At 63.9% G+C, this 23,409-nt stretch carries 19 protein-coding genes; 7 read left to right on the forward strand and 12 right to left on the reverse strand.

Translation table 11 applies throughout. The features are described 5' to 3' along the window. The first annotated feature begins 105 nt into the window (after positions 1-105). Together AC2T4A_RS15975 and AC2T4A_RS15980 are read left to right on the forward strand one after the other, a co-directional pair. Entirely contained in the window at positions 106-1,692 is a 1,587-nt protein-coding gene (locus tag AC2T4A_RS15975) for a GMC family oxidoreductase (RefSeq protein WP_486741158.1), read from the forward strand. A 346-nt stretch (positions 1,693-2,038) separates the two neighbouring features. Continuing rightward, positions 2,039-3,523, forward strand: coding sequence for an MltF family protein (locus tag AC2T4A_RS15980; RefSeq protein ID WP_486741159.1), 1,485 nt, complete (start codon positions 2,039-2,041; stop codon positions 3,521-3,523). 160 nt (positions 3,524-3,683) lie between these two features. Here the strand turns inward: AC2T4A_RS15980 and AC2T4A_RS15985 are convergent, their stop codons facing one another. The 3 genes from AC2T4A_RS15985 to gliR form a co-directional block, all read right to left on the reverse strand. After that, a complete protein-coding gene (locus AC2T4A_RS15985) occupies positions 3,684-3,893 on the reverse strand; it encodes a hypothetical protein (protein ID WP_480448515.1) in 210 nt (69 codons plus the stop codon). A gap of 191 nt (positions 3,894-4,084) precedes the next feature. Continuing rightward, positions 4,085-4,963 (reverse strand): helix-turn-helix transcriptional regulator, encoded by an 879-nt coding sequence (locus AC2T4A_RS15990; RefSeq protein ID WP_486741160.1) that lies wholly within the window; start codon positions 4,961-4,963, stop codon positions 4,085-4,087. A 399-nt stretch (positions 4,964-5,362) separates the two neighbouring features. Then, positions 5,363-6,391 (reverse strand): AraC family transcriptional regulator GliR, encoded by a 1,029-nt coding sequence (gene gliR, locus AC2T4A_RS15995; protein WP_486741161.1) that lies wholly within the window; start codon positions 6,389-6,391, stop codon positions 5,363-5,365. Positions 6,392-6,547: 156 nt separating this feature from the next. On the opposite strand from gliR, the gene AC2T4A_RS16000 reads away from it, so the two are divergent. From AC2T4A_RS16000 to AC2T4A_RS16020, 5 genes are all read left to right on the forward strand, one after another. Then, positions 6,548-8,143, forward strand: a complete 1,596-nt coding sequence (locus AC2T4A_RS16000; protein WP_486741162.1) for an FAD-binding oxidoreductase — start codon at positions 6,548-6,550, stop codon at positions 8,141-8,143. Between the two features lie 4 nt (positions 8,144-8,147). Beyond that, positions 8,148-9,725, forward strand: a complete 1,578-nt coding sequence (locus AC2T4A_RS16005; RefSeq protein WP_486741163.1) for a glycerol-3-phosphate dehydrogenase/oxidase — start codon at positions 8,148-8,150, stop codon at positions 9,723-9,725. 25 nt (positions 9,726-9,750) lie between these two features. Further along, a complete protein-coding gene (locus AC2T4A_RS16010) occupies positions 9,751-11,310 on the forward strand; it encodes an FGGY-family carbohydrate kinase (protein ID WP_486741164.1) in 1,560 nt (519 codons plus the stop codon). A 79-nt stretch (positions 11,311-11,389) separates the two neighbouring features. Then, positions 11,390-12,310: a lipid kinase YegS gene (yegS, locus tag AC2T4A_RS16015; RefSeq protein WP_486741165.1), complete on the forward strand. Its 921-nt coding sequence runs from the start codon at positions 11,390-11,392 to the stop codon at positions 12,308-12,310. A gap of 113 nt (positions 12,311-12,423) precedes the next feature. After that, positions 12,424-13,353 (forward strand): chemotaxis protein CheV, encoded by a 930-nt coding sequence (locus AC2T4A_RS16020; RefSeq protein WP_486741166.1) that lies wholly within the window; start codon positions 12,424-12,426, stop codon positions 13,351-13,353. 137 nt (positions 13,354-13,490) lie between these two features. Here AC2T4A_RS16020 and AC2T4A_RS16025 read toward each other — a convergent pair whose 3' ends face one another. From AC2T4A_RS16025 to ccoG, 9 genes are all read right to left on the reverse strand, one after another. Next, on the reverse strand, positions 13,491-14,321 hold the full coding sequence (locus AC2T4A_RS16025) for a metal-dependent hydrolase (RefSeq protein ID WP_416748240.1): 831 nt from the start codon (positions 14,319-14,321) through the stop codon (positions 13,491-13,493). Between the two features lie 280 nt (positions 14,322-14,601). Then, positions 14,602-15,150, reverse strand: a complete 549-nt coding sequence (locus AC2T4A_RS16030; RefSeq protein ID WP_486741167.1) for an adenine phosphoribosyltransferase — start codon at positions 15,148-15,150, stop codon at positions 14,602-14,604. Positions 15,151-15,265: 115 nt separating this feature from the next. Continuing rightward, positions 15,266-16,000, reverse strand: a complete 735-nt coding sequence (anr, locus tag AC2T4A_RS16035) for a transcriptional regulator Anr (protein WP_416748238.1) — start codon at positions 15,998-16,000, stop codon at positions 15,266-15,268. A gap of 258 nt (positions 16,001-16,258) precedes the next feature. After that, a complete protein-coding gene (gene hemN / locus AC2T4A_RS16040; protein WP_416748236.1) occupies positions 16,259-17,641 on the reverse strand; it encodes an oxygen-independent coproporphyrinogen III oxidase in 1,383 nt (460 codons plus the stop codon). Between the two features lie 72 nt (positions 17,642-17,713). Then, on the reverse strand, positions 17,714-18,439 hold the full coding sequence (locus tag AC2T4A_RS16045; RefSeq protein ID WP_486741168.1) for a sulfite exporter TauE/SafE family protein: 726 nt from the start codon (positions 18,437-18,439) through the stop codon (positions 17,714-17,716). Then, positions 18,432-18,653, reverse strand: a complete 222-nt coding sequence (gene ccoS, locus AC2T4A_RS16050; RefSeq protein WP_486741169.1) for a cbb3-type cytochrome oxidase assembly protein CcoS — start codon at positions 18,651-18,653, stop codon at positions 18,432-18,434. Before ccoS ends, AC2T4A_RS16045 begins: the two co-directional genes overlap by 8 nt. 1 nt (position 18,654) lies before the next feature. After that, on the reverse strand, positions 18,655-21,132 hold the full coding sequence (locus tag AC2T4A_RS16055) for a heavy metal translocating P-type ATPase (RefSeq protein WP_416748230.1): 2,478 nt from the start codon (positions 21,130-21,132) through the stop codon (positions 18,655-18,657). Then, the gene (locus AC2T4A_RS16060; RefSeq protein ID WP_416748228.1) at positions 21,129-21,674 is read right to left on the reverse strand and encodes a FixH family protein; all 546 of its coding nucleotides are present in this window, start codon (positions 21,672-21,674) and stop codon (positions 21,129-21,131) included. Before AC2T4A_RS16060 ends, AC2T4A_RS16055 begins: the two co-directional genes overlap by 4 nt. A 129-nt stretch (positions 21,675-21,803) precedes the next feature. Beyond that, positions 21,804-23,219, reverse strand: coding sequence for a cytochrome c oxidase accessory protein CcoG (gene ccoG, locus AC2T4A_RS16065; protein ID WP_416748226.1), 1,416 nt, complete (start codon positions 23,217-23,219; stop codon positions 21,804-21,806). Positions 23,220-23,409 lie beyond the last annotated feature (190 nt).

Genomic DNA, 23,409 nt, shown 5'->3' on the forward strand with positions numbered 1-23,409 from the left:
TAGTCGTCAAGGATCAATTAATTTGCGCCTCATCGACGAAGAATTCCAGACCCCGCACCTCCTGATCTGCCAGGTGCCCATACTCGCGAACCGAGAAGAACAATTATGGAATTCGACTACGTCATCGTTGGTGCCGGCTCGGCTGGCTGCGTTCTCGCTAACCGCCTCAGTGCTGATCCTTCCGTGCGGGTGTGTCTGCTGGAGGCTGGTTCCGAAGACACCTCCCCGCTGATCCATGCGCCGATCGGAGTGGCGGCGATCCTCCCGACACGCCATGTGAACTGGGCGTTACAAACTGTGCCGCAGCCGGGCCTGATGGGGCGTTGTGGGTACCAGCCACGCGGAAAAACCTTGGGGGGCAGCAGCTCGATCAACGGAATGATTTATATCCGTGGCCACCGCAGCGACTATGACGACTGGCAAGCCCTTGGAAATTCCGGCTGGTCCTATGAGGACGTCCTGCCGTACTTCCGAAAAAGCGAAGGGCACCATCTGGGCGACAGCCAGTTCCACGGCGGCGAAGGCGAGTTGTATGTCGGCCGTGTGCAGCCTCACTCGGTCACCAATGCGTTTCTTGATGCGGCCAGGCAAGCAGGGCATGAACGTAACGCGGACTTCAATGGTGCCGAGCAGGAGGGTATAGGGCACTACGATGTAACCATTCGCGACGGACGCCGCTGGAGCGCCGCCGCAGCCTTCCTCAAACCCATTCGCGAGCTTCGCGGCAACTTGACCGTGATTACCGGTGCGCACGCTCAGCGCATCCTGCTGCAAGGCAAACGTGCGGTGGGTATGCAGGTATCGCTGAAAGGCGAACGCATGGAAATCCGGGCGCGCCGCGAAGTCCTGCTCAGTGCGGGGGCGTTTGGCAGTCCGCAGTTGCTGATGCTTTCGGGTATCGGCGCGGAGAGCGAACTCAAGCCCCAGGGTATTGCCTTGCACCATGAACTGCCTGGGGTCGGGCAGAATCTTCAGGATCATCCCGATATCGTCGCCTGCTACAAAAGCCACGACACCTCCCTGCTGGGAATCTCTGCCAGTGGTACGGTCAAGATGGGCAAGGCCTTCGTCGAATACACCCGCCACAGGACCGGCCCCTTCGCCAGCAACTGCGCGGAGAGCGGGGGATTTCTCAAGACTTCGCGCGAGCTGTCACGCCCGGACATCCAGTTGCATGCGGTCATCGGGCCAATCGACGACCATGGCAGGAAGCTGCATTGGGGCCACGGCTTCAGCTGTCACGTTTGCGTGCTGCGGCCCAAGAGTGTCGGCAGTGTCGGATTGCACTCAGCCAATCCCTTCGCGCCGCCACGCATTGACCCGAACTTCCTCGGCCACGACGACGATGTCGGCACGTTACTCAAGGGCTATCGCATGGTGCGGGAAATCGTCGGACAGCCACCGCTGGCACGATATGGTCTGAAAGACCTCTACAGCAGCAACCTGGTCAGCGATGAGCAATTGATCGAGCTGTTGCGCAGACGAACAGACACCGTCTATCACCCTGTCGGTACCTGCAAGATGGGGAACGACGAGATGGCCGTGGTGGACCACCAGCTCCGAGTGCATGGCATCGAAGCGCTCAGGGTTGTCGATGCCTCAATCATGCCGACCCTGATCGGGGGCAACACCAATGCACCGGCCATCATGATTGCGGAGAGAGCGTCTGAGTGGATCAGGGCGACGCAATGATCCGATCGGAATCCAGGCGTCGCATGAGCCATTGAGTTGACGTCTCCCAGCCTCTTTCTGGAGTTTGCGCACGTCGTAGGGCCTGGCAGTCCAGCACGCTGGTAGATGCGCATCGCCAGTCGGAGCGTCAGGAGGAATGCGCACGTTCACTGTGCGCAAGAATGCGACGAGTTCTCCACTGCTGGCAGGGGAGTGGCGATGCGTTTGGCGGGGCTTGAACTAGTCTTGAACTGACGGCGGAGCTTCCCCAGCTCCGCCAGCGGTATTGGTTCAGGGCGCGGCGCCGGCCACGTGACCTGGGCATGTCTTGCGACCGGTCATCCAGCTAAACGGGAAGGTTCGAACCATGGGACGCCGCTGCCTCGCTTCCGTGTGCCTGTCGTTCACGCTGTTTTCATGTCTTTGCGCTTATGCCGCGCAACCCTCGTTGCCTGATGCCCGCTTGACCCAGCAGGAAGAGGCGGAGGTCCGGGCCATGGTGCTGCCGATTCCGCCGGCCTGGAAGGGGGACCTGGACGGCATGCGCGAACGCCGGTTGGTGCGCATCCTCGTGCCCTATAGCCGGACGTTCTTCGCTGTCGATCGAGGACGGCAAGCAGGCATCAGCTACGAGCTGGGCAAGGCGCTGGAAGCTTGGCTGAACAAGCAATATCCCTATACGGAGAAATCCCTGCACTGGCGCGTGCTGTTCATACCTACGCCAAGGGACCAGTTGATGCCTCAGCTGCAGGCCGGTGTGGGTGACATCGCTGCCGGCGGCCTGACGATTACCGACAGCCGCCAGCGGGTAGTGGATTTCGCCGCACCTTTCGCCACTGGCATCAAAGAAGTGCTGGTGACGGCGCCTGGCAGCAATCCGATTGCGAGCCTGGAGGCGCTGGCCGGCCAGGAGGTAACGGTGCGGCCTTCAAGCAGTTACAACGAGCACCTGCAGGCATTGAACAAATCCTTCGCGCAGAAGGGAATCGCACCGGTGCAGATCAAGTCTGCCGACGAGAACCTCGAATCCGAGGACCTGCTGGAAATGGTCAATGCTGGGCTGATCCCGGCCACGGTGGTCGACCTGTACATTGCCAAGGCCTGGAGCGCGCTCTACCGGCAGATGCAGGTGCATGAAGATATCGCCATTAACGCCCAGGGTTCGGAGTTTGCCTGGGCCATCCGCAAGGACAGTCCGCAGTTGAAGGAGAGGCTCGACGCCTTCGTGCAGGTCCACAAGGTCGGTACGACTTTCGGCAACACTCTGCGCAATAAGTACGTGAAGAACAGCAAGCGCTTGTTCGACGCGACTTCCGAGGCGGAGATGAAGCACTTCCGCGACATGGTCGGGTTGTTCCAGAAGCATGCCGGCACCTACGACTTCGATTACCTGATGCTGGTTGCCCAGGGCTTTCAGGAGTCGCAGCTGAACCAGAAAGCACGCAGCTCGGCGGGCGCCGTGGGCGTCATGCAGATGAAGCCCAGCACCGCGGCGGATCGCTCGGTGGCCATTCGCGGTATCGACAAGAGTGCGGACAAGAACATTGAGGCCGGCACGAAGTACATGCGCCTGCTGGCCGACAAATACTTGAGCGATCCGCAACTGACGCCATTGAACAAGACACTGATGACGTTCGCTGCCTACAACGCCGGACCTGGGAACCTAATGAAGTTTCGCCGCCTGGCCCAGGAGTCAGGGCTGGATCCGAACATCTGGTTCGGCAACGTCGAACACGCCGCCGCGCGAGTGGTGGGGCGGGAAACAGTCGATTATGTGGGCAATATCTACAAATACTACGTTGCGTACAAACTGGCCGAAGACAAGAGTCGGCCCCAACAGGCGGCGCAGTGATGGGCTTTGGGAAAGGAGGATTGTGACGTCCGCTTCTGGCAGGTTGCTGCCTCTGACGAGGGGCTGCTACCGACCCAAAGCGGACTTTCCTCAGACGTCTCCTGCAGGCCTTTCCTCTCGGCCTGACTAAGCGCCAAGAGGCCCTTATCCGCGACGTACTCTAGCCCGGCACCAACTCCCCTCGCAGAATCGAGATTTGCCTGGGCGCATCAATGCTCACCCGAATCTGGTTGGGGTTTGAGGTTGTGTTTATTTGGATGGTGATGCCGTTGCGTAGGAGCGCCTGCAACAGTGTATCGGTATCGATGCCTGGCTCAATGATCAACCGGATTTGCTCGCCATCGCGGCGATTTACGCTCAGGTATCCCATGCGAAAACTCCTATTCATTGAGAAAGAGCCCATATAGCTGGCGTCAGCTTAGAGCATTAGCGAGGTGGAATGAGCTTCGCATCGAGTAACAGACGAGGAGCACCAACTATGAGCGACACCTCACGGATGCCGTTTGACAGGGCATATCCCCGCTCCAAAACGCATATCCTTGAATGCACAGCAAGATAGCTCTATTCCTCCCGGCTGATCGCCAACACGCGGTCTGGCTGTACCGAGAACTGATGGCGAAACTCGGCTGGCGAGATGCCCAGCCATCGCTGATGTGCTCTACGGAAGGAGCCAATCTGCCTGTAACCAAGCGCCCTGGCGATTTCACCAGTCCCCATTTCGGTCTGCTGAAGAAGTCGAAACGCTTGCTCGCGTCGCACGCTATCTAATAGGCCCTCAAAGTCAGACTCTTCCTCGGCGAGCCGTCGCTGAAGTGTGCGAGGATTCATTCTCAAAGCCTGGGCGACGTTAACGAGTGTCGCCCGGCACTCTGGCAGGAGTTTCCGAACCTCCTCAGCCACCTGGTTTCGCAATTGCCCAGAGTGGCGGGCATGCGAGGCAAGATAGAAGCGCATGATGGAGTGCAGAGTCGGATCGGCCTCTACACACGTCTCTCTGAGTATGGAGGGGGGCAGCACCAATGAGTTGTTCTTCTGCCTAAAGAGGGCGGGGCAGCCGAATCGCTTGAGGTAATCCCTACGATCACCATGGGGGCCATGGCGAAACGCGACCTGCTCCGGATGGAAAGTTCGTCCAATCAGCGTTCCTATAAGCCCAGTTATGCGAAGCATCCAGACTTCAGCGCCCGAGCTGTCATCCCGTGAGGAGCTGGCAAAATCAAAGTGCAACAGGGCGTGTGAAGAGTGGCGCTCTAGGCGGCAATGAACCGCCGTGACACAGACGCTCATGTAGCGACCGAGTGAAACAAGAGCATCGTTAACATTTGCTGCTGACGAGACCAGATAACGCAAAACCCCAAATTGAGCGATGTCGAAATCTTCTTGAGCGGAGGTACGAAGCAGAGTTTGGCAATGCTGGTGCTGTTTCAATGATCCACGCATGAGTCAGGCCTAAAGCAGTTCCGAGGATGCGATCCTTCCGGAGTAGTTGACGGACTACCTCAAGGCTAGACCAGAGATGCCTTCAGCTACTCACCAATTCGAATCTGCTCCACTCAAAAGTCCGTTAATGGCCGATGACTGCCCCTAGCTAGAGGCAGCTACCGAACGCGTCACGCGGGGGAGGCGGTGGGCGAGCTGTGCTGACAGGCCTTAGCCACAGAAAATGATCACCCGCGCTCGTTCAATTGCGGAGCGGAGAGTCGCCCTGGCGAATACGGATGGATGGTCAAGCGCGGAGCAATACCCACTTTGCGCAGACTGCCGCTAGGGTGTGGGTGGCAAGTCAGTGATTATCTGGCGCCCAGCACTGCAAGACCTTCAGGTATTAAAACGCCAGTCTCAAACCGGCGTTTTCTTGTGCTGCTGGCGATACTCGCCGGGCGTCTGGTCGGTCCAGCCCTTGAAGCTGCGATGGAATGAGCGCGACTCGGTGAAGCCCAGGTACTGGGCGATGTCCTGGATGGGTAGGTCGCTGTGCACCAGGTAGTGCTCGGCCAGTTCCTGGCGCAGTTCGTCGAGGATCTGCTGGTAGCTGGTGCCGGCCTGCTGCAGGTGGCGCTGCAGGGTGCGCACGGTCATCTCGAAGCGTTCAGCGACCCGCTCCTTGCGTGGCAGGCCGTCCTTGAGCAACAGGCGCAGGGCGTTCTTCACCCGTAGCGGTAGCGGCTCGTCGTCGTCCAGTTCGGCCATCAGCGCCAGAGCGTGTTCTTCCAAGGTGCGCAGCAGGTTGGCGTCGGCCTGGCGCAATGGGTAGGTCAGCAGTTGCAGGGGCACCAGCAAGGCGCTGAACGACTGGTCGAAACGTACCGGGCAGCCGAACAGTTGCTCGTATTCGGCAACGTCGGTGCCTTCGGGCTGTGCGTGCTCGAACCAGACTTCCTGCGGCGAACCATTGGTGTCGGCAATCCAGCGCGCGTAGAGCAGCCAGGACGCCAGCACGTTCTCCACCATATGCCGGCGAATCTGCGCGGCCTCGTGGCGACAGTTCCAGATCAGCTTGATGTGATCCTCGCCCGGTTCCAGGCGGCTGACTCCCATGTCGCCGACCAGCTTTTCGTAGGGAATGATGCGGCCCATGGCTTCGCCCAGGTTGGCGCAGTTCATGGTGATATACCCCAGCACGCTCCAGGAGCCAGGCTGGACGAAGCGTGCCGAATGCAGCCCGAACAGCGGGTCGCCCGAGTGCGCACACAGGTGCTGCAGCAGGCGCTCGTGGGCCTCGCTGGGCAGGCGCTGGCTGTTGTCGCTCAGTTGCGAGCGCTCCAGGCCTGCGGCCTTGAGGGCAACGTCCAGCTCCATGCCGAGGGACTCGGCGTGGCGCAGGTATTTCAGCAGTGCGGGAACGGAGGTATAGCCGAGGGAATGCATGGCGTTCGTTCTTGTTCTGGTGTCTCGATCGGCAACTGCGCCTGTCTTGATCCGACAGTGACAGGGCAGGGCGGCTGGCTAGTATAGGCAGCCATCAAGCGGCACCGAAATAGCAATCTAACGGGCAAACACAGACCCTGAATAAAAGGAGCGGGCATGCGACGCTGGAATGGCTGGGGCGAGGAAACGACGGTAGTGGAACTGCCCGACAATGGGCGCGGTTTTCTTGCCGAGCTGGTGGGCCCCGGCCTGACGCTGCCCGATGCGACGCTGGAGCAGGTGCTGGCCAAGGTGCCGGCTTCGCGTCTGCCCGAGCACCCGCTGGTGGTGCGCGAAGCCCGCGACCGCCTGCTGCACGCCCGCGGCCAGAGCTTGCCGGATTGGCTGGCCATGCGCGAAGGCGAATTCGGCGTGTTCCCTGATGGCGTGGCCTACCCGCAGACCGCCGAGCAGATCCGCGAGTTGCTGAAGTTCGCCGAGCTCTGGGATTGCCTGGTCATCCCCTACGGTGGCGGCACGTCGGTGGCCGGGCACATCAATCCGCCCGAGTCGGACAAGGCGGTGCTCACCATTTCCCTGGAGCACATGAACCGCCTGCTGGAACTGGACGAGCAGAGTCTGATCGCCACCTTCGGCCCCGGCGCCAACGGCCCGCAGGTAGAGAGCCAGCTGCGTGCCCGCGGCTATACGCTCGGTCACTTCCCGCAGTCCTGGGAGCTTTCCACCCTCGGCGGCTGGGTGGCCAGCCGCTCCAGTGGTCAGCAATCGCTGCGCTACGGGCGCATCGAGCAGCTGTTCGCCGGCGGCACCCTGGAAACCTTCGCCGGCAGCCTGGACATCCCGACCTTCCCGGCATCCTCCGCCGGCCCCGACCTGCGCGAAATGGTGATGGGGTCCGAGGGGCGCTTCGGCATCCTTTCCTCGGTGAAGGTGCGGGTGACGCGCATTGCCGAGGATGAACGCTTCTATGCGGTGTTCCTGCCGTCCTGGGAGCAGGCGCTGGAAGGCATTCGCACCCTGGTGCAGGCGCGCGTGCCGCTGTCCATGCTGCGCCTGTCCAACGCCATCGAGACCACGACCCAACTGGCCCTGGCCGGCCATCCGGGGCAGATCGCCTGGCTGGAGCGCTACCTGAAGATGCGCGGCGCAGGCGAAGGCAAGTGCATGCTGACCTTCGGCGTCACCGGCGATCGCGCCCAGAATGCCACTTCTCTGCGTGCCGCGCGGCGTCTTCTCAAGGGCTTTGGCGGGGTGTTCACCGGCACCCTGCTGGGCAAGAAGTGGGCGCAGAACCGCTTCCGCTTCCCTTACCTGCGCGAGGCGCTGTGGGAGAACGGCTACGTGGTCGACACCCTGGAAACCGCCACCGACTGGTCCAACGTCGACAACCTGCTCAACCGCATCGAGGCGAGCCTGCGCGAGGGCCTGGCCGCCGAGGGGGAGCGCGTGCACGTGTTCACCCACCTGTCCCACGTCTATGGCGAAGGCTCGAGCATCTACACCACCTACGTGTTCCGCCCAGCCGCCAGTTATGCGCAGACGCACGAGCGCTGGCGCAAGCTCAAGCACGCCGCCAGCCAGACCATCGCCAACAACCGCGGCACCATCAGCCACCAACACGGCGTGGGCAAGGACCACGCGCCCTACCTGCCGGTGGAGAAGGGACCGCTGGGCATGGCGGCGATCAAGGCGCTGGCCGGGCATTTCGACCCGTCCGGCCGGCTCAACCCCGGCACCCTGCTGCAGGACTGAGCCCATGCCTGCCTGGAATGCGACCTGGCGTGCGCAGGCGCTGCCAGAACTGGCGGCGCGTGACTGGGACCTGATCGTCGTCGGTGGCGGCATCACCGGTGCCGGCATCCTGCGCGAAGCGGCGCGGCGCGGTTGGCGTTGCCTGCTGGTGGAGCAGCGTGATTTCGCCTGGGGCACCTCCAGCCGGTCCTCGAAGATGGTCCATGGCGGTCTGCGCTATATCGCCAAAGGCCAGTTCGGCCTGACCCGCGACTCGGTGCGCGAGCGCCAGCGCCTGCTGGGCGAGGCGCCGGGACTGGTCGATCCACTGAGCTTCATCATGCCGCACTACCAGGGCGGCTTCCCCGGCCCGCGTGTGTTCGGCACGCTGCTGTCGCTTTACGACGCACTGGCGGGGCGGCGCAACCATCTGTTCTATCGCCTGGAAGAACTGCGCTACCTGGCGCCGGGGTTGAAGGAAGATCGCCTGCTGGGTGGCACTCGCTTTCAGGATGCAGTGACGGACGATGCGCGTCTGGTGATGCGCGTGCTCGGCGAGGCGCGCGCAGAAGGCGGTGAAGCTCTGAATGGCCTGAAGGTGATCGAACTGGAGCGCCGCGATGGTCGTGTTCAGGGGCTGGTCGCCGAGGACAGCGAAAGCGGCCAGCGCCACACCTTCCGCGCCCGCGCCGTGGCCCTGGCTACTGGCGCCTGGGCCGATGCCTTGCGGCAGAAGCACGGCAGCGAGCACATCCGTCCGCTGCGCGGCAGCCACTTGCTGTTACCGGCCTGGCGCCTGCCGGTGGCCCACGCCTTCAGCTTCATGCATGGCCAGGACAAACGCCCGGTGTTCGTTTTCCCCTGGGAGGGCGCGACCGTGGTCGGCACTACCGACCTTGACCATCGCGACACGCTGGACGATGACGCCGCCATCAGTCGCGAGGAAGTGGATTACCTGCTGGCGGCCTGCGGTCAGCAGTTCCCCGCCGCGCAGATCAGCGCCGCGGATGTGCGCTCCACCTGGGCCGGCGTGCGCCCGGTGGTCAGCGAGGGAGCACCGTCACTCAAGCCGTCGGACGAAAAACGCGAGCACGCGCTGTGGGTCGAGCCCGGCTGCGTGACATTGGCCGGCGGCAAGCTCACCACCTTCCGCCTGCTGGCGCTGGAGGTGCTCGCGGCCTGCGCGCCGATGCTGGAGCGGCCGCTGGAAGCAGCTGGCGAGCAGGTCTTCGAGCCTGTCGAGGATATCGACCTGCCTGGGCTGACTCCGCCGCAGCGGACCCGCCTGCGCGGCCGCTATGGCCGTGCGCTGCCCGAGCTGGCGCGGGTGCTGAAAACTGTGGGTAGCGAGTGCATCGGCCATACCGATTCGCTCTGGGCCGAGCTGGCCTGGGCGGCGGAAGGCGAACTGGTGCTGCACCTGGACGACCTGCTGCTGCGCCGTACCCGCATCGGCCTGCTGCTGGCCGACGGTGGCGCCCACGAGCTGCCAAGAATCCGCGCGCTCTGCCAGCCACGCCTGGGCTGGGACGACGTGCACTGGAAACGCGAAGAACAGGACTACCTGGCGTTGTGGCGTCGCTGCTACAGCCTTCCGAATTGACTGAAGCCCCACTGACCAAGAGCCCATGGACAATAACAATTACCTGCTGGCCATCGACAACGGCACCCAGAGCGTGCGCGCGCTGCTCTTCGATCTTCAGGGCAACCTGGTGGGCAAGGGCAAGGTTGAGCTGGAAGCCTATTTCTCCTCGCAGCCCGGCTGGGCCGAGCAGCACCCGGACTATTACTGGGAACAGCTGGGCGAAGCGTGCAAGCGCCTGTGGGCCAGCGTGGACATCGATCGCAGCTGCATCCGTGGCGTGTCGCTGACGACCCAGCGCGGCACCGTGATCCATGTTGACGAAGCGGGCCAGGCGTTGCGCCCGGCGATCATCTGGCTGGACCAGCGCCGCGCGGAACTGGAAGGTTCGATCAAGGGCCCCTGGGGCTGGTTGTTCAAGCTGGTGGGTGCGCAGGGCGCGGTGGACTACTTCCGCACCCAGGCCGAGGTGAACTGGGTTGCCCAGCAGCAACCGGACATCCACCAGCGCACGCACAAGGTACTGCTGCTTTCCGGCTTCCTCACCCAGCGCCTGTGCGGGCGTTACGTGGATTCGGTGGCTTGCAGCGTTGCCTACCTGCCGTTCGACTACAAGAAGCTGCAATGGGCCGCGCCGCGCGACTGGAAGTGGCAGGCGCTGGATGTGCGCCGCGAGCAACTGCCGGAGCTGTTCAAGCCCGGTGAAAAACTGGGTGAAATCACCGCTGAAGCCAGCCGCCTGACCGGGATTCCCGAGGGCCTGCCGCTGATCGCCGCCGGTGCCGACAAGGCCTGCGAAGTGCTCGGTGCGGGCGCCATCGACCCGACCGTGGCCTGCCTGTCCTACGGTACCACTGCGACCATCAACACCACCCGCTCGCGCTACCTGGAGACCATCCCGTTGATCCCGCCGTACCCGGCGGCCATTCCCGATCACTTCAACACCGAAGTGATGATCTACCGTGGCTTCTGGATGGTCAGCTGGTTCAAGCGCGAGTTCGGCCTGCGCGAGATGCAGCGTGCGCAGGAGTTGGGCGTCGAGCCGGAGAAACTGTTCGACGAACTGGTCAACAGCGTGCCCGCCGGCTCCATGGGCCTGATGCTGCAACCCTATTGGACGCCCGGCATCCGCGAGCCGGGGTTGGAGGCCAAGGGCTCGATCATCGGCTTCGGCGACGTGCACACCCGCGCGCACATCTACCGCGCCATTCTCGAAGGCCTGGCCTACGCGCTGCGCCAGGGCAAGGAGCGCATCGAGAAGCGCTCCGGCACCCGCATCCTGCGCCTGCGCGTGGCCGGAGGCGGTTCGCAGAGCGACGCGGCGATGCAACTTACCGCCGACATCTTCGGCCTGCCGGCGGAGCGCCCGCACGTCTACGAGGCTTCCGGCCTGGGCGCGGCCATCGATTGCGCAGTGGGGCTGGGGCTCTATCCCGACTTCACCAGTGCCATCGCCGCCATGACCCATGTCGGTGACGTCTTCCACCCGCGCCCCGAGGCGCAGCGCACCTACGAACGCCTGTACAGCGAGGTCTACCAGCGCATGTACAAGCAGCTCAAGCCGCTGTACCAGAGCATCCGCGAGATCACCGGGTATCCCGCCTGATCGGCAAATTAAGTTTGAGGAAATTTCCTCCCGCTAGTCTGAGTCGATATCCAGTGGACTCACCGGGAGGAAACCCACCATGACGCAACCCAAGGCCCTGCTGATCCTGCACGGCAAGCAAGCCGCCAACGATGAGGTGCGCGCCGCCGTATTGGCGACGCGTGAAGCGGGGCGCACGCTGGATGTGAGAGTGACCTGGGAGGGTGGCGACGCCCGGCGGCTGGTGGAGGAGGGGCTGGCAGCGGGCTACACGACGCTGATCGCCGGCGGTGGCGACGGCACGGTGCGCGATGTCGCCGAAGCGTTGGCCCAGGCCGGCGGCAAGGCCAGCCTGGCGATCCTGCCGCTGGGGACCGCCAACGATTTTGCCCGCGCCGCTGGCGTGCCGCTGGAGCCGGCCGCGGCGCTGGCACTGCTGGATGTGCCGGCCCGGCCCATCGACCTGGGTGAAGTCGATGGGCAGTGCTTCCTCAACATGGCCACCGGCGGCTTCGGTTCGAAGGTCACGGCCAACACCCCTGAAGACCTGAAGAAGCTTCTGGGTGGCGCTGCCTATCTGCTCACCGGGTTGACGCGGTTTTCCGAGGTCCATGCTGCCCAGGGGCGTTTCACCGGGCCGGATTTCGAGTGGGAGGGCGAATTCCTCGCCCTGGGTATCGGCAATGGTCGTCAGGCGGGTGGTGGGCATGTGCTCTGCCCGCAGGCAGTGGCGGATGACGGCCTGCTGGATCTGAGCATCCTGCCGACCCCGCAGGACATGGTCGGCACCCTCGGCGCGCTGCTGGGCAGCGGCTTCGGTACCCAGGATGTTTTCGTCCGCGCGCGCCTGCCGTGGGTCGAGGTGGAGGCGCGCGAAGGGCTGGACGTCAATCTCGACGGCGAGCCGCTGGAAGGACGCAAGCTGCGCTTCGGGGTGCGCCCAGCGGCGCTCTCGATGCACCTTCCGGCGGATTCGCCGCTGCTCTCGTCCACCGGGCGACTAAGCGCAGCGAAGGGATGATCGGTGTGGCCCGGACCGGATAAGTCGTGCATGATGGCGCTCGGCCAGTATCTTGTCGGAGAAGATGCGGCCGATAGCTATCCCGCACGACTCATTCCGAATCTGGAGCAGGCATGGCCGGTATTCTCGACACTGTCGATCAACGCACCCAACTGGTAGGCGAGAACCGCCTGGAAATCCTGGTCTTCCGCCTGGCCGGGCGGCAGCAGTTCGCGATCAACGTGTTCAAGGTGCAGGAAGTGCTGCAACTGCCGCGCCTGACCCTGATCCCGCAGCGCCATCCGATGATTTGCGGGGTGATCAACCTGCGCGGCCAGACCTTGCCGGTAATCGACCTGTCGCGCGCCATCGGCATGCGCGCGCTGACCCCGGATGCCAACAGCACCATCATCGTCACCGAGTACAACCGCTCGGTTCAGGCGTTCCTGGTGGGCGGAGTCGAGCGCATCCTCAACCTCAACTGGGAGTCGATCCAGCCGCCACCCGGTGGCGCCGGCCGCCAGCATTACCTGACTGCGATCACCAAGGTTGAAGACCGCTTGGTGGAAATCATTGACGTGGAAAAGGTGCTCGCCGAGATCGTCCCGATGAACACCCGCGTCTCCAGCGACCGCCTGGACGACACGTTGCTCAGCAAGACCGGTGGTCGCGAAGTGCTGGTGGTGGATGACTCCAGCGTCGCCATCTCCCAGCTGCGCGATACCCTCGGCCAGCTCGGCCTGCGCCTGCACGTGGCCACCGACGGCCTGCGCGCGCTGCAACAGCTCAAGCGCTGGGCGGACGAGGGGCACGACATGGAAGAAAAGCTGCTGATGGTCTTCACCGACGCTGAGATGCCGGAGATGGACGGCTACCGCCTGACCACCGAGATCCGCAACGACCCGCGCCTGCGCGACCTCTACGTAGTGCTGCACACCTCACTTTCCGGCAGCTTCAACGACGCAATGGTGAAGAAGGTCGGTTGTGATGACTTCCTTTCCAAGTTCCAGCCGGACCAATTGGTGGAAGTAGTGCGTCGGCGCCTGCAGAAAGTCCCTGCGTAACGGGCATTTTCGGTCCGCCCAGCGGATCGCGGACCTGTAAGGGGGCTTGCAGGCCGCTCCTACGCAAATGCCGCCATCGAGCGAGCGACAAGGAAAAACGCCAGGCAATGCCTGGCGTTTTTGCCTGGGCGCGAGGGTCAGCCGGCGAAATCCAGCGTCTCCTTCCAGCGGGTTTCCAGCGCCTTGGTGTCGTGGTCGAAGGGGTGGAAGCCGGGGCGGAAATAGTCCAGCCACGGGCGGATCAGGTTGACGAAGTAACCGCGGCGCGGGTGCAGCAACACGCCCAGGCCGTGTTTCCAACTGCGCCAGTTGAACAGCTGGCCGTCGCGTCGCAGCAGGTTGATCTGGAATCCGGCGATGACGCCGAGGAAGATCACGGTGGTCAGCAGCATCACCGCAGTGCGGGTGAAGTAGCCGCCGTAGACCTGCTGGTAGACGTCGTAGGCCACCGCCTTGTGCTCGTTCTCTTCTACGGCGTGCCACATCCACAGCTTGTACATCTTGTCCGACTTCATCTGGCTGCTCAGGTCTTCACGCTTGAGCAACTGCTCGGCCATGGTCGCGGTGAAGTGCTCCAGGGCGCAGGTGATCGCCAGCTGATGCTTCTTGGTGGTGACCTTGCTGATGGATTCGAGCAGCACCTTGATGCGCAGTTCCAGGGTTTCCAGGTCGATGCCGTGCTCGTCGGCGTACTCGTTGTAGGCCGCGTGCTCCTTGGAATGCATGGCTTCCTGGCCGATGAAGGCGCTGACGTCCTTCTGCAGCTGCGGGTCCTGGATGCGTTCGCGCACCGCACGCACGCTGTCGACGAAGAACTTCTCGCCATAGGGGAACAGCGAGGACAGGTTGTTCATGAAGTGGGTCATGAAGGGCTGCCCGTCCCACCAGTACTTAGGCGTTTCACTGAAGGTGAAATCCATGCGGCGGACCGGGAAGTTGGCGCGGATTGGCGTGGTACTGGCGTTCATGACTAACTCCTTCTTGTTGTGCGGGCGTGGGTTCCGGAGCGCGACGCGGCAGGGGCGGCGACCCGGGCAAGCCCTGTCGTTAGTTCGTGATGCCACTTTCGAATGTGTCATCAGCTGATGTCATGTTCGAAGTCTTGTCGGACAATCGCCAGGTCATATCTGGCCGTGCCGGGGTCGGATCAGGCCAAAAGGGGGGCGACCAGCCATTGGATGGGGCTCTGTCGCGAACGCCGGAAACGACAACGGGCGCCGAAGCGCCCGTTGTCGTGGACAGCACGGATCAGCCTTCGTCGAGGGCGAAGGCGGTCAGGCTGTAGGTGGGGATCTGTGCGTCGTTGAGCTTGGTCGAGCCGCCGAGTTCCGGCAGGTCGATGATCGCAGCAGCCTCGAACACGCTCGCGCCCATGCGGCGCACCAGTTGTGCGGCGGCCAGCAGGGTACCGCCGGTGGCGATCAGGTCATCGAAGATCAGCACGCTGTCGCCTTCGCACAGGCTGTCCGCGTGGACTTCCAGCAGGGCTTCGCCGTATTCGGTCTCGTAGGCCTGGGCCAGTACATCAGCCGGCAGCTTGCCGCGCTTGCGGAACAGCACCAGGGGCTTGTTCAGCTCGTAGGCAATGATCGAACCGATCAGGAAGCCGCGCGCATCCATGGCGCCGATGTGGGTGAAGTCGGCCTCGACATAGCGCTGGATGAAGCTGTCGGCGACGAAGCGCAGGGCTCGTGGCGACTGAAACAGCGGGGTGATGTCGCGGAACATGACGCCGGGCTTGGGAAAGTCGGGAACGGCACGGATCACGGACTTCAGGTCGAGTTGGTTGAGGATCATGCTGGATGTGCACCTGATGCGGTTTTTGCTGAGGCCAAAGTATAACGGGCCCGCCAGTTGGCGAGCCCGTTTTCGATGACTGGAAAGTCAACCAATTGGTCAGCTTTCGTGTCTGTCAGCTGTCCAGCTGGCCGCCAGCCAGTGCGCACAGCTCGATGGAGTCGAGGATGTGCACTTCCTTGCCTTCGGCGGCGATCAGGCCGTTCTGCTGGAACCGGGTGAACACGCGGGAGACGGTTTCCACTGCCAGGCCCAGGTAATTACCGATCTCGTTGCGCGACATGGCGAGGCGGAACTGCTGGGCGGAGAAGCCACGGGCGCGGAAGCGCGCGGAGAGGTTCACCAGGAAGGTGGCAATGCGTTCGTCGGCGGTTTTCTTCGACAGCAGCATCATCATCTGTTGGTCGTCGCGGATTTCGCGGCTCATCACGCGCAACAACTGGCGACGTAGTTGCGGCAGTTGCTCGGACAGCTCGTCCAGGCGTTCGAAGGGAATCTCGCAGACCGAAGTGGTTTCCAGCGCCTGGGCCGATACCGGGTAGCTCTCGGTGTCCATGCCGGACAGGCCGACCAGTTCGCTGGGCAGGTGGAAGCCGGTGATCTGCTCTTCGCCGCCGTCGGTGATGCTGAAGGTCTTCAGCGCACCGGAGCGCACGGCGAAGACGGAGCCGAAGGCATCGCCCTGACGGAACAGGAATTCGCCTTTCTTCAGCGGTCGGCCGCGCTTGACGATCTCATCGAGGGCGTCCATGTCGTTGGTATTCAGCGACAGGGGCAGGCAGAGGGGAGCCAGGCTGCAATCCTTGCAGTGCGCCTGGGGCAGGGCGCGCACTTTGATGGTTTCGGCCATGAGTGTTCCTTGAATGGGATGGCACACAAAAACCAAGGGTACCGCAGACGGCAAGTCGCGCGCCAGTTGGCGACCTGTCTGAATCGCTGGTTTCAGCGACGGGGATGAGGGTTCACGAGGGTTGTGGCCAGGCTCGAATCCTTTCTAAAAGTGCCGGTTCAGGGCTGTTCCTACTCCTTGGGGTGATAGACATATCCTGTAGCAAAGGGTGCGACAGTTGGCCCCGTACCGCCGGTCGCGCCAAAGGGAACTCGCGGATCAGATGACCCGCGAGAAGCGTTGCAGGTTCTGCATCGGCAGGTAGCGGTCGAACAGCATGCACAGCGAGCGCACCAATAACCGACCGGAGGCGCTGACGTCGATGCCGCGAGGGCCGAGAGTGATCAGGCCATCCCGGGCGAAGCGTTCGAGGTCTTCCCAGATCTCCGCGAAGTAGCCGCGGAAGTCGATGTTGTAGAGGTCTTCGATGTCTTCGAAGTCCAGCTGGAAGTGGCAGATCAGTTGCTGGATCACCGCGCGGCGGATGAGATCGTCCTTGTTGCAGTGCAGGCCGCGCCGGGTGGCCAGCTGGCCCTGGTCGAGGGTGTTCTGGTAGTCGGCGATGTCACTGCTGTTCTGGCAGTAGAGGTCGCCGATCTGGCTGATCGAGGAAACCCCCAGGCCCACCAGGTCGCAGTGGCCGTGAGTGGTGTAGCCCTGGAAGTTGCGCTGCAGGCTGCCGTCTTCCTGGGCCATGGACAGTTCGTCGTCCGGCAGGGCGAAGTGGTCCATGCCGATGTAGCGGTAGCCAGCGGCTTCCAGTTGCTCGGTGGTGCGCTGCAGCATTTCCAGCTTCTGCGCGGGGGAGGGCAGGTCTTCGGCCCTGATCCGACGCTGCGGCGGGAAGCGCTCCGGAAGATGCGCGTAGTTGAACACGGACAAGCGATTGGGCTGCAGGGTGATGACCTGTTCGACGGTGCGGGCAAAGGTGTCCGGGGTCTGCTTGGGCAGGCCGTAGATCAGGTCGATGTTGATCGAGCGGAATTGCAGCGTGCGCGCCGCGTCGATGATGGCGCGGGTCTCGTCGAGGCTCTGCAGGCGGTTGATGGCCTGCTGCACGTCCAGGTTGAAGTCCTGCACGCCAATGCTGGCGCGGTTGAAGCCCAGCTCGCGGAGCAGGCCCATGGTCGACCAGTCGGCCTCGCGCGGGTCGATCTCGATGCCATAGTCGCCGAAGTCGCCGTCGACGAAGTGGAAGTGGGTGCGCAGTTGCGCCATCAGTTCGCGCAGCTGGCCGGGGCTCAGGAAGGTCGGGGTACCTCCGCCGAAATGCAACTGCTCGACTTGTTGCTGGCGACCCAGGTGACGGCTGACGATCTCGATTTCATGGATGAGACGGGCAAGGTAGGGAGCGCTGCGGCCACGATCCTTGGTGATGACCTTGTTGCATGCGCAGTAGTAGCAGATGTTCGCGCAGAACGGGACGTGCACGTAGAGCGAGAGCGATCTCTGAGCCTTCTGGCTATCGCGCAGCGCGTGCAGCAGGTCGAAGGGTCCGACTCCTTCGTGGAACTGCACGGCTGTGGGATAGGAGGTGTAGCGCGGGCCGGACAGATCGTATCGGCGTATCAGATCTGCATCCCAGCGAATATTGTCGAGCATGCCGATGTTCCCCGGTGGCGAGCTTTTCCTGCGCAGTCTAGGGAGAGTCCGACAGAGGCCTGTTGACCTGTATCAAGCGGCTTTATGGTGGGGATTGCTGGCGCTGGCGTGCATTTCGTGGCCCATGATCCAGGCCTGGTGTGGGCCGGGGAGGGTCCACAGGCCGAAGAGGATCACCAGGATGCCACCGGCCATGCGCACGCTGCGCTTGCGCAGCAGGGCGGTGACGCGCTCGGCGGCGAGGCCCGTGGCAAGCAGCACCGGCCAGGTGCCCAGGCCGAAGGCGAGCATCAGCAGCGCGCTGTCCACCGCTGAGCCCTGGCTGGTGGCCCAGAGCAGTGTGCTGTAGACCAGGCCACAGGGCAGCCAACCCCAGAGTGCGCCGAGCAGCAGCGCGCGCGGCACCGTGGCAACCGGCAGCAGACGGCTGGCGAAGGGCTGGATGTGCTTCCACAGGCCGCGGCCGAGGGCTTCGATGCGGGTCAGGCCGCTCCACCAGCCAGCCAGGTACAGGCCCATGGCGATCAGCAGCAGACCGGCGATCACCCGCAGCGCGGAGGCGAACGGCGTGCGTGCCACGGCCCAGCCAGCGAGGCCGAGCAGCAAGCCGGCGCAGGCGTAGCTGAAGATGCGGCCGAGGTTATAGGCCAGCAGCAGGCGCAGGCGGCGACCGCGCTGATCTGGCGGAATGGCCATGGTCAGCGCGCCCATCAATCCACCGCACATGCCCAGGCAATGACCGCCGCCGAGCAGACCGAGGATCAGCGCGGACGCCAGCAGTGGCGCCAGCTCAGGCATCGCGCTTGTCCTGCTTGGGGCTGCCGTGCGACCCCTCACCCTCGGCTTCGTCGATGCCTGCCTGGTGCTTGGGGTCTTCGTCGTCGAACAGGATGCTGTGGGCCGGCCCGTCCATATCGTCGTACTGGCCGCTGTTCACGGCCCAGAAGAAGATTGCGATGCAGATGCCGACGATGACCACGGCGACTGGGATCATGATGTAGAGAGCGGGCATTTCAACTCCGTGGCAGCGCCTGGGCCGCCTGAAGTGCGGCGGAGTGGGCGGATGTCGCTGAAGCGGCGTCGGCGCCTTTCGGCAGCCGGGTCAGGCGCAGGGCGTTGAGCACCACGGTCAGCGAGCTGATCGACATGCCTACCGCAGCCCACACGGGCGTGATCCAGCCGAGGGCGGCGAAGGGCAACATGAGCCCATTGTACAGCCCTGCCCAGAGCAGGTTCTCGATGATGACTCGACGGGTGCGGCGGGCCAGGCTGAAGGCTTGCACCACGCTGTCCAGGCGGTTGGACAGCAGCACGGCATCGGCGCTGGTTTTCGCCAGGTCGGTGGCCGTGCCCATGGCAACGCTGATGTCGGCGGCGGCCAGCACGGGTACGTCGTTCACACCGTCGCCCAGCATCAGCACGCGGTGGCCTTGCTGGTGCAGCTGGCGCAGGACTTCCAGTTTGTCGTCCGGGCGCAGGCCGCCGCGGCAGTCGTCGATGCCCAGTTCGGCGGCGACGCGGCCGACCATCGGCGAGCTGTCGCCGGACAGCAGCAGCGTGCGCCAGCCGCGCGCGCGGCAGGCATCGAGCAGGTCGGCGGCGTCTTCGCGGATGCGGTCGTCCAGCACCAGCCAGGCGAGGGCGCCGCTTTCGTCCCCCAGCAGCAACCACTGGCCGGGCTCCTGCGGGTGCTGGGGCGCTTCGCTACCGCTCAAGCCACAGACGAACGTCGGTTCGCCAATGCGCAGGCGGCGCTCGCCGACGCGGCCTTCCAGGCCCAGGCCGGGATGGCTCTCCACATTCTCGGCGGGCTGCGGCGCGCGGCCGAAGGCACGGGCGATGGGGTGTTCAGAGCGGTTCTCCAGCGCGGCGGCGAGCGCCAGGCAGGCATCGCTGTCCAGCGCGCCCAGCGGCCGGACGGCACGCAGCGTCAGCCGGCCTTCGGTGAGGGTGCCGGTCTTGTCGAAGATCACCGTGTCGATATGGTTCAGGCCTTCGAGCACGTGGCCACGGGTCACCAGCAGGCCGAGCTTGTGCAGGCTGCCGGTGGCGGCGGTGAGTGCGGTCGGCGTGGCTAGCGACAGGGCACAGGGGCAGGTTGCCACCAGCATCGCCAGGACCACCCAGAAGGCGCGGGAGGCGTCATGCTGCCACCAGAACAGGCCGACCACCGCAGCGAGCACCAGCAGGGCGATGAGGAACCACTGCGCGGCCTTGTCGGCAAGCTCGGCGAGGCGCGGTTTGTCCGATTGCGCGCGTTCCAGCAGGCGGACGATGGCCGAGAGGCGGCTGTCGCCGCCCAGTGCCTTGACCTGCACGGTCAGCGGGCCTTCGACGTTGAGGGTGCCGCCGGTGACGCTGTCGCCGCTCTGGCGCGGCTGCGGCAGGTATTCGCCGGTGAGCAGGGATTCGTCGACGCTGGACTGACCGTCGAGGATCAGGCCGTCGGCGGGTATCACCGCGCCGGGCTGCACCAGCACGCGGTCGCCAACGCTCAGTTCGCTGAGCAGCACACGGCTGCTCTGGCCGCTGTCATCCAGCCGCAGGCAGGACGCGGGCAGCAGGTTGACCAGTTGCGCGGTGGCCGCGGCGGTGCGCTCACGGGCTCGGCGCTCGAGGTAGCGACCGGCGAGCAGGAACAGGGCGAACATGCCGACCGCGTCGAAGTACAGGTCGCCATGGCCGGTGACGGCGGTCCAGATGCCGGCCAGGTAGGCGCCGCCGATTGCCAGGGAGACGGAAACGTCCATGGTCAGGTGGCGGGTGCGCAGGTCGCGCACGGCGCCGCGGAAGAATGGCTGGCAGGAGTAGAAGACGATGGGCGTGGTGAGGAACATCGCCACCCAGCGCAGGATTTCGTGCAGCTCGGGACTCAGGTCGATGTTGAATTCGGGCCAGGTGGCCATGGTTGCCATCATTGCCTGGAACCACAGCAGGCCGGCGACGCCCAACTGGCGCAAGGACTTGCGGTTCTCCTGGTGCAACTGTTCGGCGGCGCGGTCCGGCTGGAATGGGTGCGCGGCGTAACCAATGCGGCGCAGCTCGGCAAGCAGCTCGCTCAGCGGTAGCTCGCTGTCGGACCAGCGCACGTGCAGGCGGTGGTTGGACAGGTTCAGCCCAGCCTCGGCGACGGCGGGCAGGCCCTTGAGATGTTTCTCGATCAGCCAGCCGCAGGCGGCGCAGCTGATGCCTTCCATGATCAGGGTGGTCTCGGCGAGATCGCCCTGGTGCTGGACGAAAGGCTGCTGAACGTCAGGGCGGTCGAACAGCTTCAGCTCATCGGCGAGCTGTTCGGGCAGGGCGTCAGGGTTGGGCGCAGCTTCGGTGCGGTGACGGTAATAGCCTTCCAGGCCGCCGGCGACGATGGCCTCGGCCACGGCCTGGCAGCCGGGACAGCAGAATTCGCGGGTCTCACCCAGGACTGGCGCAACGAAGCGGCTGCCGGGCGGAACCGGCAGCGCGCAGTGATAACAGAGCAGCGGGGCGCTCATGGGCGCTCGGCTTCATCTCCGCTGAGGGGCTCGTCGCCGAGGTCGAAGGAGCCGCCCGGGGCGACTTTTTCTTCCTCGAACAGACGCCAGGTCCGGCCATTTTCCTCGCCGAGCAGTTCGACGAAGCGGCGACCTTTTACGGCGGCATCCAGGCTGGCGGTATAGCGACCCGGCTCGGCGGGGCTGGCGCGCATTTCCAGGTGCTTGTCCTGGGATTCCAGGGTAGGGGAGAGCAGGTTCAGGGTGAGCGTGGCCGGGCGGCTATCGCCGGTCAGGCGCAGGTCCACTTCGCCGGTCAATTCGTCGAAGCTGATTTTTGCGCGCAGCTTGAGCTGCTGAGCGAGGTGCTCACGGTCGAGGGAGCGGTTGATGCCTTTGCCGGCTTCGTAATAGTTGTCGCTGACCAGGGAGTCCTGGTTGTTCACGGCGATGTTGACCATCGTCAGGCTGAGGAAGATCGAGGTGGCCAGCATGGCGATGATGATCCACGGCCAGAGGTGCTTGTACCAGGGTTCCACGGGCGTTTTCATGGCCGATTGCATGGTCTCTTTTCTCTCGCTGGCAACGCCACGCGGGGCGCTGCCCGGTGAAGGGGCGGGCAAATTCTACGTGCTTCGGTCGGTACTGGCACCCCATGCGCAACATGGGGTGCCAATTCGTTCAGCGCAGGTTCAACGAACGCGCGGGCCGATGAAGCGACTGGTGGATTCCTTGCTGATGGACGGGTCGTCCACCGACTGGATGGTGAAGCTGATCTCGTTGGTGGTGGAGGGCAGCTTCTCCGGTTCGATGGACAGTTCCACCGGCATGGTGAAGATGTCCCCGGCGGCGACCGATATTTCCTTCTTGCCTTCCAGGATCAGTCCGTCCATGCCCTTGGCACTGAGCACGTAGGTATGGTCCTTCTGGTCCTTGTTCATGACCTTCAGGCTGTACACGTTTTCGATGCGACCTTCGGCGTTCTCGCGGTAGAGCACGCGGTCCTTGCTGACGTCGAAGCCTACCAGCGGACGCAGGACGATGGCGGTGATCAGCAGGCCGATCATGATGCACAGGGCGATGGCGTAGCCGATCAGGCGCGGACGAACCAGGTGGGTCTTCTGCCCGGACAGGTTGTGCTCGGTGGTGTAGCTGATCAGGCCGCGCGGGTAGTTCATCTTGTCCATGATGCTGTCGCAGGCGTCGATGCAGGCGGCGCAGCCGATGCACTCGATCTGCAGGCCATCACGGATGTCGATGCCGGTCGGGCAGACCTGGACGCACATGGTGCAGTCGATGCAGTCGCCCAGGCCCTGGGCCTTGTAGTCGGCGCCTTTCTTGCGCGGGCCACGGCCCTCGCCACGACGCGGGTCGTAGGAGACGATCAGGGTGTCCTTGTCGAACATTACGCTCTGGAAGCGCGCGTAGGGGCACATGTAGATGCACACCTGCTCACGCAGCCAGCCGGCGTTGCCGTAGGTGGCCAGGGTGAAGAAGCCGACCCAGAAGTAGGCCCAGCCGTCGGCCTGGCCGGTGACCAGGTCGCTGAGCAGGTCGCGGATCGGGGCGAAGTAGCCGACGAAGGTCAGGCCGGTGACCAGGCCGATCAGCAGCCACAGGCTGTGCTTGGCGAACCGGCGCAGCAGCTTGTTGCCGCTCATGGGCGCCTTGTCGAGCTTCATGCGCTGGTTGCGGTCACCCTCGGTGACTTTCTCGCACCACATGAAGATCCACGTCCATACGCTCTGCGGGCAGGTGTAGCCGCACCAGACGCGGCCGGCGAACACGGTGATGAAGAACAGGCCGAACGCGCTGATGATCAGCAGGCCGGAGAGAAGGATGAAGTCCTGCGGCCAGAAGGTCGCGCCGAAGATGTAGAACTTGCGCTCGGGCAGGTCCCAGAGAACCGCCTGGCGACCGTTCCAGGTCAGCCACACGGTGCCGAAGTAGAGGAGGAAGAGGAGGGCGCCTCCGGCCATTCGGAGATTTCGGAAGAATCCGGTGAAGGCTCGGGTGTAGATCTTTTCCCGGGAGGCATAGAGGTCGACGCTTTCACCCTTGCCCTTGGTGGGCGGAGTGACGTCCTGGACCGGAATTTGTTTGCTCATCAGTGCATTCCACGGCAGCGGGAGGGCGCCCTGTCGATACATGCCGAGAGGGTCAGAAATATGCTTGCACGCCTAACAATGATACGGCGTGGAGGGTGTTGCAACCGTGCGACAGTTGGTCGCGCAAGGAATTATGGACCCAGAAATAGAGCGGCGCCGGTGTAGAAACCGGCGCCGCTGGGTGTCGCTA

The sequence above is a fragment of the Pseudomonas sp. PVC-3-1 genome (assembly GCF_057444315.1).

Excerpts from the sequence above, each read along its gene's own strand:
- AC2T4A_RS15975 (WP_486741158.1), top strand. The coding sequence starts at position 106 with ATGGAATTCGACTACGTCATCGTTGGTGCCGGCTCGGCTGGCTGCGTT.
- AC2T4A_RS15980 (WP_486741159.1), top strand. The coding sequence starts at position 2,039 with ATGGGACGCCGCTGCCTCGCTTCCGTGTGCCTGTCGTTCACGCTGTTT.
- AC2T4A_RS15985 (WP_480448515.1), bottom strand. The coding sequence starts at position 3,893 with ATGGGATACCTGAGCGTAAATCGCCGCGATGGCGAGCAAATCCGGTTG.
- AC2T4A_RS15990 (WP_486741160.1), bottom strand. The coding sequence starts at position 4,963 with ATGCGTGGATCATTGAAACAGCACCAGCATTGCCAAACTCTGCTTCGT.
- gliR (WP_486741161.1), bottom strand. The coding sequence starts at position 6,391 with ATGCATTCCCTCGGCTATACCTCCGTTCCCGCACTGCTGAAATACCTG.
- AC2T4A_RS16000 (WP_486741162.1), top strand. The coding sequence starts at position 6,548 with ATGCGACGCTGGAATGGCTGGGGCGAGGAAACGACGGTAGTGGAACTG.
- AC2T4A_RS16005 (WP_486741163.1), top strand. The coding sequence starts at position 8,148 with ATGCCTGCCTGGAATGCGACCTGGCGTGCGCAGGCGCTGCCAGAACTG.
- AC2T4A_RS16010 (WP_486741164.1), top strand. The coding sequence starts at position 9,751 with ATGGACAATAACAATTACCTGCTGGCCATCGACAACGGCACCCAGAGC.
- yegS (WP_486741165.1), top strand. The coding sequence starts at position 11,390 with ATGACGCAACCCAAGGCCCTGCTGATCCTGCACGGCAAGCAAGCCGCC.
- AC2T4A_RS16020 (WP_486741166.1), top strand. The coding sequence starts at position 12,424 with ATGGCCGGTATTCTCGACACTGTCGATCAACGCACCCAACTGGTAGGC.
- AC2T4A_RS16025 (WP_416748240.1), bottom strand. The coding sequence starts at position 14,321 with ATGAACGCCAGTACCACGCCAATCCGCGCCAACTTCCCGGTCCGCCGC.
- AC2T4A_RS16030 (WP_486741167.1), bottom strand. The coding sequence starts at position 15,150 with ATGATCCTCAACCAACTCGACCTGAAGTCCGTGATCCGTGCCGTTCCC.
- anr (WP_416748238.1), bottom strand. The coding sequence starts at position 16,000 with ATGGCCGAAACCATCAAAGTGCGCGCCCTGCCCCAGGCGCACTGCAAG.
- hemN (WP_416748236.1), bottom strand. The coding sequence starts at position 17,641 with ATGCTCGACAATATTCGCTGGGATGCAGATCTGATACGCCGATACGAT.
- AC2T4A_RS16045 (WP_486741168.1), bottom strand. The coding sequence starts at position 18,439 with ATGCCTGAGCTGGCGCCACTGCTGGCGTCCGCGCTGATCCTCGGTCTG.
- ccoS (WP_486741169.1), bottom strand. The coding sequence starts at position 18,653 with ATGCCCGCTCTCTACATCATGATCCCAGTCGCCGTGGTCATCGTCGGC.
- AC2T4A_RS16055 (WP_416748230.1), bottom strand. The coding sequence starts at position 21,132 with ATGAGCGCCCCGCTGCTCTGTTATCACTGCGCGCTGCCGGTTCCGCCC.
- AC2T4A_RS16060 (WP_416748228.1), bottom strand. The coding sequence starts at position 21,674 with ATGCAATCGGCCATGAAAACGCCCGTGGAACCCTGGTACAAGCACCTC.
- ccoG (WP_416748226.1), bottom strand. The coding sequence starts at position 23,219 with ATGAGCAAACAAATTCCGGTCCAGGACGTCACTCCGCCCACCAAGGGC.